General features: G+C 58.5%; 13 protein-coding genes and 1 tRNA gene. 9 read left to right on the forward strand and 5 right to left on the reverse strand.

Annotation, left to right across the window (positions count from 1 at the left end):
* Positions 1 to 47 precede the first annotated feature (47 nt).
* Together ATU_RS08435 and ATU_RS08440 are read right to left on the reverse strand one after the other, a co-directional pair.
* Positions 48 to 121: transfer RNA gene (locus ATU_RS08435), tRNA-Cys, on the reverse strand.
* A 239-nt stretch (positions 122 to 360) separates the two neighbouring features.
* A complete protein-coding gene (locus ATU_RS08440; RefSeq protein ID WP_003495626.1) occupies positions 361 to 513 on the reverse strand; it encodes a DUF3309 family protein in 153 nt (50 codons plus the stop codon).
* Between the two features lie 733 nt (positions 514 to 1,246).
* Here ATU_RS08440 and ATU_RS08445 point away from each other — a divergent pair.
* Positions 1,247 to 1,552, forward strand: a complete 306-nt coding sequence (locus ATU_RS08445) for a hypothetical protein (protein WP_010971825.1) — start codon at positions 1,247 to 1,249, stop codon at positions 1,550 to 1,552.
* Between the two features lie 94 nt (positions 1,553 to 1,646).
* A complete protein-coding gene (locus ATU_RS08450; protein ID WP_035258618.1) occupies positions 1,647 to 1,892 on the forward strand; it encodes a DUF982 domain-containing protein in 246 nt (81 codons plus the stop codon).
* 508 nt (positions 1,893 to 2,400) lie between these two features.
* Here the strand turns inward: ATU_RS08450 and wrbA are convergent.
* Positions 2,401 to 3,000, reverse strand: coding sequence for an NAD(P)H:quinone oxidoreductase type IV (gene wrbA / locus ATU_RS08460; protein WP_010971828.1), 600 nt, complete (start codon positions 2,998 to 3,000; stop codon positions 2,401 to 2,403).
* A gap of 276 nt (positions 3,001 to 3,276) precedes the next feature.
* Here wrbA and ATU_RS08465 point away from each other — a divergent pair, with 276 nt between their 5' ends.
* The 6 genes from ATU_RS08465 to ATU_RS08490 all read left to right on the forward strand — a co-directional run bounded on the left by ATU_RS08465 (position 3,277) and on the right by ATU_RS08490 (position 10,955).
* Positions 3,277 to 4,068, forward strand: coding sequence for a competence/damage-inducible protein A (locus ATU_RS08465; RefSeq protein WP_006314364.1), 792 nt, complete (start codon positions 3,277 to 3,279; stop codon positions 4,066 to 4,068).
* A gap of 87 nt (positions 4,069 to 4,155) precedes the next feature.
* Positions 4,156 to 5,001: a universal stress protein gene (locus ATU_RS08470; protein WP_006314363.1), complete on the forward strand. Its 846-nt coding sequence runs from the start codon at positions 4,156 to 4,158 to the stop codon at positions 4,999 to 5,001.
* Between the two features lie 126 nt (positions 5,002 to 5,127).
* On the forward strand, positions 5,128 to 5,625 hold the full coding sequence (gpt, locus tag ATU_RS08475; protein WP_010971829.1) for a xanthine phosphoribosyltransferase: 498 nt from the start codon (positions 5,128 to 5,130) through the stop codon (positions 5,623 to 5,625).
* A gap of 665 nt (positions 5,626 to 6,290) precedes the next feature.
* On the forward strand, positions 6,291 to 10,109 hold the full coding sequence (locus tag ATU_RS08480) for a vitamin B12-dependent ribonucleotide reductase (protein ID WP_010971830.1): 3,819 nt from the start codon (positions 6,291 to 6,293) through the stop codon (positions 10,107 to 10,109).
* A 153-nt stretch (positions 10,110 to 10,262) separates the two neighbouring features.
* A complete protein-coding gene (locus tag ATU_RS08485) occupies positions 10,263 to 10,610 on the forward strand; it encodes a hypothetical protein (protein ID WP_010971831.1) in 348 nt (115 codons plus the stop codon).
* A 57-nt stretch (positions 10,611 to 10,667) separates the two neighbouring features.
* Complete coding sequence (locus ATU_RS08490; RefSeq protein WP_010971832.1) at positions 10,668 to 10,955, forward strand: helix-turn-helix domain-containing protein; 288 nt, start codon at positions 10,668 to 10,670, stop codon at positions 10,953 to 10,955.
* A gap of 6 nt (positions 10,956 to 10,961) precedes the next feature.
* Here ATU_RS08490 and ATU_RS08495 read toward each other — a convergent pair whose 3' ends face one another.
* On the reverse strand, positions 10,962 to 12,287 hold the full coding sequence (locus ATU_RS08495) for an Nramp family divalent metal transporter (RefSeq protein ID WP_035258652.1): 1,326 nt from the start codon (positions 12,285 to 12,287) through the stop codon (positions 10,962 to 10,964).
* A 414-nt stretch (positions 12,288 to 12,701) separates the two neighbouring features.
* On the opposite strand from ATU_RS08495, the gene ATU_RS08500 reads away from it, so the two are divergent.
* Complete coding sequence (locus ATU_RS08500; protein WP_010971834.1) at positions 12,702 to 12,929, forward strand: hypothetical protein; 228 nt, start codon at positions 12,702 to 12,704, stop codon at positions 12,927 to 12,929.
* A gap of 16 nt (positions 12,930 to 12,945) precedes the next feature.
* Here ATU_RS08500 and ATU_RS08505 read toward each other — a convergent pair whose 3' ends face one another.
* Positions 12,946 to 14,679, reverse strand: coding sequence for an ABC transporter ATP-binding protein (locus ATU_RS08505; protein ID WP_010971835.1), 1,734 nt, complete (start codon positions 14,677 to 14,679; stop codon positions 12,946 to 12,948).
* Positions 14,680 to 14,849: the final 170 nt, after the last annotated feature.

Consider the following 14,849-nt stretch of genomic DNA (forward strand, 5'->3'; position numbering starts at 1 on the left):
TCATCTACGAGCGCAGATATTATATAATGCCGATGGTGAGAGAAATTTGGAGGCCTCGCCCGGAATTGAACCGGGGTACAAGGATTTGCAGTCCTCTGCGTCACCACTCCGCCACGAGGCCTCACACGCTCTTTTATTCAAGCGATGGCGGGCATTTAGAACGAATCCATTTTGGGCGCAAGAGGCTTCGTTCTGAATGTGGTGTTTTTTCGAACCGTAAGAGCGTAACGGATGAGCCCGTCCCCTAAGCGCTTAAGATTACGTTGTTTTTTGTATCTTCCTCATATTTCAGAAGAAACAATGCCCGCATAGCGCGCGTCTGCGGCAATGCGGGCATGACGTATTCCCTTGGGTTATCGATCAGATCCGCCCGAGAAGGACTAGGATCAGGACGATGACCAGAACCAGTCCGAGGCCGCCCGACGGGCCATAACCGTAATTATGATATCCCCAGCTCGGCAGCGCGCCGATCAGGAACAGGATGAGCAGGATGACAAGGATGGTGCCGAGCATGTGTAACCCTCCACTGTTGGCATGTGTCTGTCTGCTTCAATGATACAGCCTGAAAAAAGTTCCCATGTACTCTCCCCCCGTCATGTCTCTCGGAGCGCTTCCCAGCGGTTTCAAAGGGTTAGGCCATAGCCGCACATGGACTGGCGGATCGTGCCGCCACCGCCTGCCCCATAAGATAATTTGCCGGATAAGAATCTTCGGCGTCCGATGGCCCAGTCCTCGCAGATTTCGCTGCACGCACTCCGACCGGCCGGAAGGGCCATGGCAGCGAATTATTCGAGGTGATTTCTCGGCCTATGTCGATTGGCCGTTGTCCGTCATAGTAAAAACAGTCCCCCGTACCCTGAAACCGGCGGGAGACGGAGAGATCTGGCATTACTGGCAGTGCGCCGGATCTCTCCCGCCCCTCCCAAATCCTCTGACCCCCACCAAATCCTCTGAGCAGTCACACGGATATTTTACCGGTGGCGACATGCGCTCCCCCTTGCCTTGCCGGTTTCACTCCGGCTAGACCCCGACCGGGAGGAAGAAACGAGAATCATATGTCCGGTTTTGCGAACCTCATCCCGCTTTTCATCTTTGGCCTCCTGGTCTACGCTTTCTTCCGCTGGGTCGCGCGCGACATTCAGAATCCGAAAGGCAAATAGCCGGGACGCATCATGCCCGATCTTCTTGCCCGCCGGGAACCGCAGCGCCTCCATATCGTTTTTATAGACGCACTTCGGAGGACAGGATGAAAACGCTCCTATCATCGGCCGCTATCACGCTTTCACTGGCACTTTCTGGATGCACGACCGCCGGACCGGGCACCTATTCCGGGCCTGCGCCCTATGTCGAACCCATCCCCGGCAGTATCATCTATCGGGGCCAGCCGCGCACCAAACTGACGAAATCGCCGATCGGCAGCACCTTCACCCATGATTTCCGCATCGATGGGAGCACCAGAGCGGTAGAGACCTATCGCATTGCGCCTGACCGTTCGCTGGAACTCATCGACCGCCGCATCATTCGCGAATGGCTGTTCGGGCGCGACGACTGACCGCACCGCAACGGTCAGAAACGGGCCGGGAGCGGGATTGCGCATCCTGGCCGCTTCGTTTAGAGCCGGGCGCAGCAACCAATATGGATAGGCGATGAACACGCGCTGGCAAAAACCCGTCCTGATCGCGTTTGAAACGCCGGGCGACTACACGAGCATCGAGACCACGCAGGCGGCATCCTGGGCCTTGATCGAGGATTGGCCGATAGAAGACGGCGATGCGCTGGACAAGGCGCTGCTTATCTGCGCAGCCGTCGATGCCGGCAAAAAAAAGCCGGAGGATGCGCGCAAGGCCTTCATCGCCGCCGCAATCGAGGCCGGTCTCGACATCAAGGCCTGACGGCATCGGGCCATTTGGCCGGGAAGTGCGCCATGCGGCGCGAAAACGTCAAGACAAAGGGTTCGAAGGGTAAAAACAGATGGAAGCTTCCGCAAACATGAAAAAAGCCCTGTTCATTTTCCTCCTCTCCTGCCTCGCAATCGGCCTTCTCGGCCACCTCGTGGTCGCCTTCGTCGTCACAGGCTGAAGCACCGATATCCCCTCGGGTCGGCGACTGAGAGGCACGCGCTAAAATTTCCTGAATTTTACGTTTCTGTTATGGAACCGCGATAGGCTCTGTCCGTTCTCTTTTCGCTCACCATAAGGAGGATTGGAATGCGTGACGGATTGAACGGTTTTCTCGAAATTTCGATGCTCGGCTTCGTGATCGCAAGCTGCTTTTTCATGGTCAACCCGCCGATCTGACCAGCCTTAAAAATCCATAAGTTCCACAGGCCCGGCGTCTCAAATGCCGGCGCAAAGAAAATGCGGCCTTCTGGGCCGCATTTCTTTTTCAATCAAACCTGGCTCAAGCGGAAAGCTTGGCGGCCAGCTTGGCGACATGCGCACCCTGATAACGAGCGGCGTCCAGCTCGATTGCGGAAGGCTGACGCGAGCCGTCCCCATCGGTGATGGTGGAAGCGCCATAGGGCGAACCGCCCTTGATTTCATCGACACCCATCTGGCCCTGGAAGGCATAGGGCAGACCGACGACGGCCATGCCATGGTGCAGGAAGGTGGGAATGAAACCGAGAATGGTCGATTCCTGACCGCCGTGCTGCGTGGCGGACGAGGTAAAGGCCGAGCCGACCTTGCCCACCAGCTTGCCGCTGAACCACAGGCCGCCGGTCTGGTCCCAGAAATTGCGCATCTGCGAGGCGACCGTGCCGAAACGCGTGCCGGCGCCGACGATGATGGCATCGTATTCGGCCAGTTCGTCCACCGTCGCCACCGGTGCCGGCTGATCCATCTTGAAGTGCGAGGACTTGGCGACCTCTTCCGGAACCAGTTCGGGAACGCGCTTGACCACGGCTTCCGCGCCGGTGGACTCCACGCCTTCGGCAACCGCATAGGCCATTGTCTCGATATGGCCGTAAGAGGAGTAATAAAGTACCAGAACCTTCGTCATTCTCTTCGTTTCCTTTGCTGGAACTGTTTCCGGCGTACCGGCCAGAAGCTTCTTCAAAAACTCGATGATCATCGGTGTTGACCCGTCAACTCAATTTGAAGGCAACGTATCTGACAGACCCCGATACCGCCAGCGGGGATTGGCATACGCACTGTTCACCATGAGTGAACGGAAAACCGGAGCGTCAACCATTTACAAAAAGACATTTTGCCAAAACCGCTTTGCATTCCCCGGGCGCAGGGCTAACGTCTGACAAAACAGATGACGAGTGCACCCATGTCCAATCCCTCCTCCACCTCCTCCGTCGTGACTGCCGCCATGCTCGCCATCGGCGACGAACTGCTGTCCGGCCGCACCAAGGACAAGAATATCGGCCACCTCGCGGATGTGCTCACCATGTCCGGCATTGACCTCAAGGAAGTCCGCATCGTCGCCGACGAGGAGGAATCGATTGTCGAGGCGCTGAACGCGCTGCGCAGCCGTTATGATTATGTCTTTACCTCGGGCGGCATCGGCCCGACCCATGACGACATCACCGCGGACGCGATCTCTGCGGCATTCGGCCTGCCCTGCGAACACGATGCCGAGGCGCTGCGCCTCCTGGGCGACATGTATCGCGTCCGTGAGATGGAATTCACCGAGGCTCGCAAGCGCATGGCGCGTATGCCGAAAGGTGCTGCTCATATCGCCAACCCCGTTTCCGTCGCTCCCGGCTTCGTCATCGGCAATGTCTATGTCATGGCGGGCGTGCCGCAGGTTTTTCAGGCCATGCTCGACAATGTCATGCCGACCCTGCGCACCGGCGCAAAGGTCATGTCGCAGGCGGTGCGTTCGCCCTACGGCGAAGGCGATATCGGCACACCGCTGACCGCCATCCAGAAGGCGCATCCCGAAACCAGCATCGGCTCCTATCCGAAATATGACGGGCAGCGCTTCTCGACAGAGATCGTCGTGCGCGCCCGCGACGCCGGCCTGCTGAAGGCGGCAACCGAGGCGGTTGCGGCGATGATTGAAGCGATAGGCCAGGAGAAGCAGCTGGCCGCAAGCAAGGGCGATGCAACCGCCTGAGAGGCGCGGAGTTGACCAAAATCAAGGTGGCCATCGGCAAAGACGGCCATTCTCCCCACAGCAACAGATGTCACCGAGGAGAAAGAAATGGGTTACAAAACGATACTGGCAGTGGTCGACAATGTTTCGAACACGCAGAAGCTCGGCGAATTCGTGGTGAGCCTTGCCGATCAGTTTTCCTCGCATGTGATCGGCCTGCATATGGAAACGCTTGCCGCCGTCCCGCTTGTCGCGCCGATGGAAATTCCCGATCCCGCCACCGTGCAGGCGCTGCAGGACGTGGCGCACAAGGAAACTACCGATGTCGGCACGCTTTTCGAGCGCACGCTCTCGACCAACGGCATCTCGCATGAATGGCGCAGCTTCGTCACGTCGGTCGGTTACGCCTCCGCCTCCGCCATTGACAGCGCCCGCTGCGCCGACCTCATCGTCGCGCGCCAGAGCAGCTCGTCGGCACTGTCCGACAGTCGCTCGGATATTGACGGTTTTCTTTATGAAAGCGGTCGCCCCGTTCTCCTCGTGCCGCATGTGCTGACCGTCGCCAAACCGATCAAGCGCGTCCTGATCGCCTGGAACGGCTCCCGCGAGGCGACCCGCGCTACCTTCGACGCCCTGCCCTTCCTGAAGGCGGCCGACAGCGTCGAGATTTTCTCCGTCGACCAGTCCGAAAGCGAAACGCAGTCTGCGGGCCTTGCCGGTGCGGAACTCGCCGCCACGCTTGCCCGCCACGGCGTTAACGTCACGGTCACCTCACAGGAAAAGATCGCCGGGCTTTCGCCGCAGGCCGCCATCGAGAACCGCCTGTCCGACAACAGCATCGACCTTCTGGTCATGGGTGCCTATGGCCATTCCCGCTGGTGGGAACTGCTGTTCGGCGGCGTGACGCGCACGCTGCTCGATTCCATGACGGCGATGACGTTGCTGTCGCGTTAAAAACGGATGCGGCGCAAACAGCGCCGCAATCTCCCGCTCTCGCCTTTACGCGGAACGCTTGCCTTTTTGCCGTTCTTGCGGCTATTAGCCAAAGCCATCGACAATTTTGACCAGATGGTAGACGACATGTCCCTTCCCGATAAAGCCTTTCCCGTCTCCTGGGACCAGTTCCACCGTGATGCCCGTGCACTTGCCTGGCGTCTTGCCGGTCTCGACAAAGAGTTCCGGGCGATCGTCTGTATTACCCGCGGCGGCCTCGTTCCGGCGGCGATCATTTCCCGCGAACTGAACATCCGCATGATCGACACTGTCTGCATCGCCACGCGTCATGACTATGTCAACCAGGGCGACACGGTTCTTTTGAAGGGCGTGGCCCCGGAACTGACGACCGATGCCGGCGAAGGCGTGCTTGTCGTCGATGATCTCACCGATACCGGCAAGACGGCGCTGGAAGTGCGCGAAATGCTGCCGAGGGCGCATTTCGCCTGTGTTTACGCCAAGCCGAAGGGCGTGCCGACCATTGACACTTTTGTCACTGAAGTCAGCCAGGACACCTGGATTTATTTTCCCTGGGACATGGGCTTCACCTATCAGGAGCCGATCGCCAAGGGATCGCGCGGCTGATTGCCAGTCTCCACTGATATCCGCTCTTAAAAGCCGCCCCACCGAGGGCGGTTTTTTGTGGAGAAACGTCTTTTTTGAAAGCTGCGGAAAACACGGAAAAACCGCAGTGTCGCCATTATGCCTCACCCCGGAAATGCGGGGTTTTGCCTTTCCGTTGCGGAAACCAGCCTCGCGCAAGCTTCAAATTTTCCTGCCAAGTCACTGATTTTTCTAATTGCTTTTCCTATCCCCGTTTTCCACAGGCACTCCACACAATATCTTGTGGTTAAAAATGCGTTTCAATCTATGTCTTGACGAATCTATGTCACGAGAGGAAAGTGACACTTATGTTGCGGCGGCAACGGACCGGAAAGTAACGAGGCCGGTTCTTCTCCATATTTAGCGTGCAGATCCAGAGCGGCGTCCCGACCATGAGGGGGCGGTTCGCCGGTGGCTTTTCTGCGCCTATGGAGCCGCCGAAAACATAAAGCGGGGACTGGCAGCAAGAATGTGTTAACACTATATATAGTAGGCTTGCAGCCATCTTAAACACGAGATACAGGGATCGCATCCAAGGATGAACATCCCTTACAGATCGGCAACAACCGGCTGCGTGCAGAGTTCGCACGGCTGGAACAGATTTTTGCGCCCTTTGCCGGGCGCCCAATGGACGAGGACACGAAACCATGCGCATCGAACGCCGCTTCACGAAGCCCGGCCAATCGTCTTACGCGGAAATCGAATTCCGCAAGGCCGTCAGTGAAATCAAGAACCCGGATGGTTCCGTCGTGTTCCGTCTGGCGGATATCGACGTTCCCGCGCAGTTCAGCCAGGTTGCGACCGACGTTCTGGCGCAGAAATACTTCCGCAAGGCCGGTGTGCCGAAGCTGCTGAAGAAGGTTGAGGAAAACGATGTTCCTTCCTTCCTCTGGCGTTCGGTTGCCGACGAGAAGGCATTGAAGGAACTGCCCGAAGCCGAACGTTATGGCTCCGAGACCGATGCGCGCCAGGTTTTCGACCGTCTGGCCGGCACCTGGGCCTATTGGGGCTGGAAGGGCAAGTATTTCTCAACCGAAGAAGATGCGTCCGCCTTCAAGGATGAGCTTGCCTACATGCTCGCAACCCAGCGCGTTGCACCGAACAGCCCGCAATGGTTCAACACCGGCCTGCACTGGGCCTATGGCATCGATGGCCCCGGCCAGGGGCACTTCTATGTCGACCCCTTCACGGGCAAGCTGACCAAGTCCAAATCCGCTTACGAACATCCGCAGCCGCATGCCTGCTTCATCCAGTCCGTCGAAGACGATCTGGTCAATGAAGGCGGCATCATGGATCTGTGGGTGCGTGAAGCGCGCCTGTTCAAATACGGTTCCGGCACCGGCTCCAACTTCTCCTATCTGCGTGGCGAAGGCGAAAAGCTTTCCGGCGGCGGCAAGTCCTCCGGCCTGATGAGCTTCCTCAAGATCGGCGACCGCGCAGCCGGCGCCATCAAGTCCGGCGGCACGACCCGCCGTGCGGCCAAGATGGTCGTCGTTGATGCCGACCATCCCGATATCGAAGCCTATATCGACTGGAAGGTGAACGAGGAGCAAAAGGTTGCCGCTCTCGTGACCGGTTCCAAGATCGTTGCCAAGCACCTCAAGGCCATCATGAAGGCCTGCGTCAATTGCGAGGCCGACAATGGTGATTGCTTCGACCCGGCCAAGAACCCTGCCCTGAAGCGCGAAATCCGCGCTGCCAAGAAGGACATGGTGCCGGAAAACTACGTCAAGCGCGTCATCCAGTTCGCCGAACAGGGTTACAAGGACATCCAGTTCAAGACCTACGATACGGATTGGGATTCCGAAGCCTATCTTACGGTTTCAGGCCAGAACTCCAACAACTCCGTATCGCTCAAGGATGACTTCCTGCGCGCTGTCGAAAATGACGGCAACTGGAACCTCACCGCCCGCAAGGACGGCAAGGTCATGAAAACGCTGAAGGCCCGCGATCTCTGGGAAAAGATTTCCCACGCCGCCTGGGCATCGGCCGATCCGGGCCTGCACTTCAACACCACCATGAATGACTGGCACACCTCGCCGGCCGAAGGCCCGATCCGCGCTTCCAACCCGTGCTCGGAATATATGTTCCTTGATGACACGGCCTGCAACCTTGCCTCGCTGAACCTGCTGCAGTTCAAGGATGCCAAGACGAAGCGCATCGATATCGCCGATTACGAACATGCCGTGCGCCTGTGGACCGTCGTTCTCGAAGTCTCGGTCATGATGGCGCAGTTCCCGTCCCGCCAGATTGCCGAACGTTCCTACGAATACCGCACGCTCGGCCTCGGTTACGCCAATATCGGCGGCCTGCTGATGTCCTCGGGCATTCCCTATGACAGCGACGAAGGCCGCGCCATTGCAGGTGCGCTGACCGCCATCATGACCGGCGTTTCCTATGCCACCTCGGCTGAAATGGCCGGCGAGCTTGGCCCCTTCCCGAGCTTTGCGCCGAACCGCGACAACATGCTGCGCGTCATCCGCAACCACCGCCGCGCCGCCCATGGCCAATCGGAAGGTTACGAGGGCCTGTCGGTGAACCCGGTTGCCCTCATCCATGCCGATTGCACGGATCAGGACCTTGTCGCCCACGCCACGGCCGCCTGGGACAAGGCGCTGGAACTTGGCGAAAAGCACGGTTACCGCAACGCCCAGACGACCGTCATCGCGCCGACAGGCACGATCGGCCTCGTGATGGACTGCGACACGACCGGCATCGAGCCCGATTTCGCGCTGGTGAAGTTCAAGAAGCTCGCCGGCGGCGGTTACTTCAAGATCATCAACCGCGCCGTGCCGGAATCCCTGCGTTCGCTCGGTTATTCCGAAAGCCAGATCGCCGAGATCGAGGCCTATGCCGTCGGCCATGGCAATCTCAACCAGGCGCCGGCCATCAATCCCTCGACGCTGAAGGCCAAGGGCTTCACCGATGAGAAGATCGAAGCCGTCAATGCTGCACTGAAAAGCGCCTTCGACATCAAGTTCGTCTTCAACCAGTGGACGCTCGGCGCTGACTTCCTCAAGGGCACGCTGAAGGTTTCCGACGAGCAGCTCTCCGACATGAGCTTCAACCTGCTCGACCATCTCGGTTTTGCGAAGAAGGACATCGAAGCGGCAAACGTTCACGTCTGCGGCGCGATGACGCTGGAAGGCGCGCCGTTCCTGAAGAACGAGCACCTGGCGGTCTTCGACTGCGCCAACCCCTGCGGCAAGATCGGCAAGCGTTACCTCTCGGTCGAATCGCACATCCGCATGATGGCGGCGGCACAGCCGTTCATCTCCGGCGCGATCTCCAAGACGATCAACATGCCGAACGATGCGACGGTGGAAGATTGCGGCGCCGCCTACATGCTCTCCTGGAAGCTGGCGCTGAAGGCCAACGCCCTTTACCGCGACGGTTCCAAGCTTTCCCAGCCGCTCAACGCTTCGCTGGTGGAAGATGAGGACGACGAAGACTTCGTTGAAGAACTGATCCAGCAGCCGCTTGCCCAGCAGGCCGTGACGATCACCGAGAAGATCGTCGAGCGCGTCATCGAGCGTGTATCGCGCGAGCGGGAAAAGCTGCCGAACCGCCGTCAGGGTTACACCCAGAAGGCAACCGTCGGCGGTCACAAGGTCTATCTGCGCACCGGCGAATTCGGTGATGGCCGCATCGGCGAAATCTTCATCGACATGCACAAGGAAGGCGCCGCCTTCCGGGCGATGATGAACAACTTCGCCATCGCCATTTCGCTCGGCCTGCAATATGGCGTGCCGCTGGAAGAATATGTGGAGGCCTTCACCTTCACCAAGTTCGAACCCGCCGGCATGGTGCAGGGCAACGACGCGATCAAGAACGCCACGTCGATCCTCGACTACGTGTTCCGCGAACTCGCCGTCTCCTATCTCGGCCGCCATGATCTCGCCCATGTCGATACGTCCGACTTCTCCAACACGGCACTCGGCAAGGGTATCCAGGAAGGCAAGACCAACCTGCTCTCCACCGGCTGGACACGCGGTTACAAGCCGACGCTGGTTTCCAGCAACGAAGGTGACCGCGCCGCTTCCGAGCCCAAGGGTTCGGCAACGGCAGCCCCGGCACGCGGCTCCGCCAACGTCACCTCCTTTGCCGGCTCCGCCGCCCGCAAGCTGGAACCAACGGTTGCCATCACCACTTCTGAAATCGTCTCCTTCAAGCGCGATTATGAAGAGCGTGCCAAGGAGCTGGCGGAAGAGATTGCCGAAGAGGTGATCGACGAGGTGGTTCAGGAAGCCCAGCAGACCGCCACCGCCCTCTTCTCCGACAAGGCCGCCGCCGACGCGGCATCGGCCAAGGCGGAAGCCAAGAAGAAGGAAAACGAACGCCGCATGCGCTCGATCGCGCAGGGCTATACGGGCAATATGTGCTCGGAATGCCAGAACTTCACAATGGTGCGGAATGGTACTTGTGAGAAGTGCGATACTTGCGGTGCGACGAGCGGTTGCTCTTGAGAGAAATAAGAGGTCTTCGTCAGATTCACACGAAGAAATAACTAAGAACTGGCCAATAAAAATATTGGCCAGCTCGAAACCTAAAATCAGTAAACCAGTATTTTAACTTCTTTCGATCACTAATAAGTGTTCGTAAAATTGGACTGGTTTAAAATGAAAAAAACGGCACAGGCCCGTAAGGCATATGATTTATACAAGCAGAAAAATATATTAAAACTAATTATTCATACTATAAAGCTATGCTTATACACTGCGGCTCCTGCCACCGTAATTGCTTATTTGACAGACAACGTAAGCGGTTTATTCTACTTATTTTTTCCATTATTCATGTATTTTTTCTTTCCTGTCTGGTTCGGATTTTATGTAGGCAGTGCTTTACTGGCACAGATGTCTGGCGAAAGCCTTGGGAGAGGAAGCTTACTTGGCAAGAATCCGTCTTTTCCCGACGTCACATTTCATTTAACGGGCTTTAGAGTTAAGGATGAGAGCAATGAAAGTTGAGTGCAGAGCGAATAATCGGGTAAAATCGATCTAGTAAAATGGGCCCGTCTTCACGCCATGACCGACGAAGACTCGGAAGCAAATGCACTTGCCGATCCCGACAACCCGCCGCTTTCCGCCGAACAGCTCGCCTCGGCCCCCAGAATGCCGCGCATCAAGATCATCCGCCGGGCGCTGAAGCTGACGCAGGAGGAGTTTTCCGCGCGTTATCATATTCCGCTCGGCACCTTGCGGGATTGGGAACAGGGCCGCAGCGAGCCGGATCAACCGGCCCGCGCTTATCTGAAGATCATCGCCGTTGACCCCGAGGGAACGGCGGCCGCGCTCCGTAAAGGCGCAACCTGACCCGCCTCACCCCATAAAATCCATCAGCAACTTCACATTCAGCGCCGCAATCACCACCGCGATCAACCACGCAATGGCCGAGAGCCAGAGTGGCGAGCGCAACTCACCCATCTTGGCCTTGTCGGAGGTAAACATCACAAGCGGGAAGACGGCGAAGGAAAGTTGCAGGCTGAGCACCACCTGCGTCAGGATCAGCAGCTGGCCCGTGCCGCTGTCGCCATAAAAGATGGTGACGCCGGCGGCGGGAACGATGGCGATGGCGCGGGTGATGAGGCGGCGCAGCCATGGGGCGAGCCGCATCTTGAGGAAACCTTCCATCACGATCTGGCCGGCGAGCGTTGCCGTGACGGTGGAATTGATGCCGCAGCACAGAAGCGCCACGCCGAACAGCGTCGGCGCTATGGCAAGGCCGAGCAGCGGCGCAAGCAGACTATGCGCTTCGCCGAGTTCGGCGACATTAGTCTGCCCCGTTTTGTTGAAGGTCGCCGCCGCGAGAATGAGGATCGAGGCGTTGATGAGCAAAGCGAACATCAGCGCGATGGTGGAATCGAGCGTGGCGAATTTCAGCGCCTCGCGTTTTTCGGCAATGGTGGGGCCGATTTCGCGGGTCTGCACGATGCCCGAATGCAGATAGAGATTATGCGGCATGACAGTCGCACCCAGAATGCCGAGCGCCAGATAAAGCATGTCCGGATTGGTGACAATCTCCGTCGTCGGCGCAAAACCGAGGATCACCTGCCCCCAGTCAGGATCGGCCAGCGCCAGCTGAATGGCGAAACACACGGCGATGACGCCGAGCAGCGTGATGACCAGTGCCTCCACCCAGCGAAAACCGAGCTTTTGCAGATAGAGGATCAGGAACACATCGAGCGCGGTGATGAGGACGCCAAGTTCCAGCGGAATGCCGAAGATCAGGTTGAGGCCGATGGCGGTGCCGATCACCTCGGCAATGTCGGTGGCGATGATGGCGATTTCCGCGAGCAGCCACAGCACCATGGCAACGGGTTTCGGATAGGCATCACGGCAGGCCTGGGCGAGATCGCGGCCGGAGGCGATCGCAAGACGGGCACAGAGCGACTGCAGCACAATCGCCATGATGTTGGAAACCAGCGCGACTGCCAGCAGCGTGTAGCCGAATTTGGAGCCGCCGGCGAGCGACGTCGCCCAGTTCCCGGGATCCATGTAACCGACAGCGACGAGATAGCCGGGGCCAAAAAAGGCCATTGCCCGGCGAAACGTGCTGGCATCCGGTTTGATGCGGATCGAACTGTGAACGTCAGACAGCGAGAGATCATCGCCGTTCCGTCGCCATCCAAAGACTGGCTTGTCCATCTTCTGTGCTTTCATGGAAATCGAATTAATGCAATTGCAAATCATTCTCATAAAGAACATGAACTGGCAAGCGGAGTTTCACGGAGGACTGCCGGTTCTCCCCCTCCCCGTCGTCCTCACTCCAAGCCGGAGGCCAGCCGGCCGAGGGGCCTGGAGGTGAAAATGGCTCCTCTCGCCACGCCAAAGCGCATTGCCGGAACTGCGGCTCAAGGTCCGCATGACGAAAAGCAGAGTCGGACGTGCAGCGGCGCGTGCAGAATCACGACGCGCGGACCAGTGGAGAATGGGAGCTATAGAGAGCCGGGGCTTCCACCCCTCACGGCCTTGTCATCACCCCTGCCCGGCCATTTCGGAACAGCTACGAACCCGCCCGCGTTGAATGATCAGGACGCAATTCAATAACCGGGGAAGTTCATGCGACACGGCCATAAATTCAGCCTGGCGAACCATCCGAGCCGATGGCCCAGATATATCATGGCGCACCGAAGGCCGCGTGACTGGCTGATGACGATTAGCGGCATCGTGCTGCTGTTCATCGTCGCCGCGGCGGTGGCCATGGGTTACCTCGTCACCAGCCATCCTGGCAAACCGGAGCCGAACTCCGGCATCGTGGAGGAACAGGCCGCGGAAAACCGCGGGTAAGCGCAAAACCCAGGCCTTAGCTCAGGCCCGCGAGATGCCCGCTGAACTGCGCCTCATGCAACCGGCTGTAGTGGCCCTTGGCAGCCAGAAGCTCGGCATGGGCGCCGGTTTCGGCAATACCGGTCTGGTCCACCACCACGATGCGCGAAGCATCGCGGATTGTCGCCAGCCGGTGAGCGATGACCAGCGTGGTACGACCCTTGGCAAGCTCCGTCAGCGATTGCTGGATGGCGCGTTCGGTTTCCGTGTCTAGCGCCGAGGTCGCCTCGTCGAGAATGAGGATCGGCGGGTTTTTGAGGAACATGCGGGCAATGGCAAGACGCTGCTTCTGCCCGCCCGACAATTTGACGCCGCGCTCGCCGATGACGGTGTCGAGCCCGAGCGGCATGGCCTCGATGACGCCATCCAGACGCGCGCGCCGCGCCGCATCCATGATCTCCTCATCGGACGCGCCAAGCCGGCCATATTCGATATTCTCGCGGATCGTGCCGCCGAACAGGAAGACATCCTGCTGCACGATGCCGATCTGGTTGCGCAGCGAGGCGAGCTTCATTTTCCTGATGTCGATGCCATCGATGGTGATCGAACCGCTGGTGACATCGTAAAAGCGCGGCAGCAGCGAGCAGAGCGTCGTCTTGCCTGCACCGGAGGGGCCGACAAAGGCCACGGTTTCGCCGGCGCTGATCTTCAGGTCGATATTGTCGAGAACCCGTTTGCCCTCGGCATAACCGAAACCGACATGGCGATATTCGATGGCGCCTGACAGAGCCGGCGCGTCGATGGCGTCAGGCGCGTCGACGATATCGGGCGCAGTATCCAGAAGCTCGGTGAAGCGGCGGAAACCGGCAATGCCCTTCGGATACGTCTCAATGACCGAATTGATCTTTTCCACCGGCCGGAAAAACACGCCGACCAGCAGCAGGAAACCGACGAAGCCGCCTTCCGTGAGGCTGCCATTGAGAACGAACCAGGCGCCGCAGATCATCACGATCATCTGCGTCAGACGCATGCTCATATAGCTGAGCGAGGTGCTAGCCGCCATGATCTTGTAGGCATCCAGTTTGGTGCGACGGTATTTCTGGTTGTCCTTCTCGAACAGCGAGCGTTCGTGATCCTCATTGGCGAAGGCCTGCACCACCCGCATGCCGCCGACATTTTCCTCGATACGGGCGTTGAAGTCCCCCACCCGGCCATAAAGCGCGCGAAAATTCTGCGTCATGCGGCCGCCATAACGGCTGGTTACCCAGGCGGTGACCGGCACGACGGCGGCGGTGACGAGCGCCAGTTGCACATTGACCGACATCATCAGCAGGAAAGCGCCGATGAAGGTCATGATGGCGATGAACAGATCCTCCGGGCCGTGATGAGCCACCTCGCCGATCTCTTCCAGGTCCTTGGTCAGCCGCCCGACCAGATGGCCGGTCTTCTGGTTGTCGAAATAACGGAAGGAAAGCTTCTGCAGGTGATCGAAGGCCAGCCGCCGCATGTCGGTTTCGATATTGATGCCGAGCATGTGTCCCCAATAGGTGACGGTCGCCATCAGCCCGGTATTCAGCACATAAATGACCAGCAGACCCACCGAGGCGGCGAGGATGATCCCCCATTGGCCGCCCGGCAGAAGCACGTCGACAAAGGCCTTCACCGCCATCGGAAAACCGAGTTCGAGCACGCCCGACAGGACCGCACAGGAAAAATCGAGAATGAACAGACCGCGATAGGGACGGTAATAGGCGAAGAAACGGCGAAGCATGGCATGACCTGGAGATCGGGCGCGGCAATCTGACGCCGCGGAAAACGGGAGTTCAATTGTCATATTTCAATGCGCGCGCCAAGACCGATGTTCTATTTTTACCAAAATCGTTCAATAGCTTCCGCAATAAACACACAACGGTAATGTGATCCGGTTATATTGCACTTATA

The sequence above is a fragment of the Agrobacterium fabrum str. C58 genome, assembly GCF_000092025.1.
Lineage (GTDB): Bacteria > Pseudomonadota > Alphaproteobacteria > Rhizobiales > Rhizobiaceae > Agrobacterium > Agrobacterium fabrum.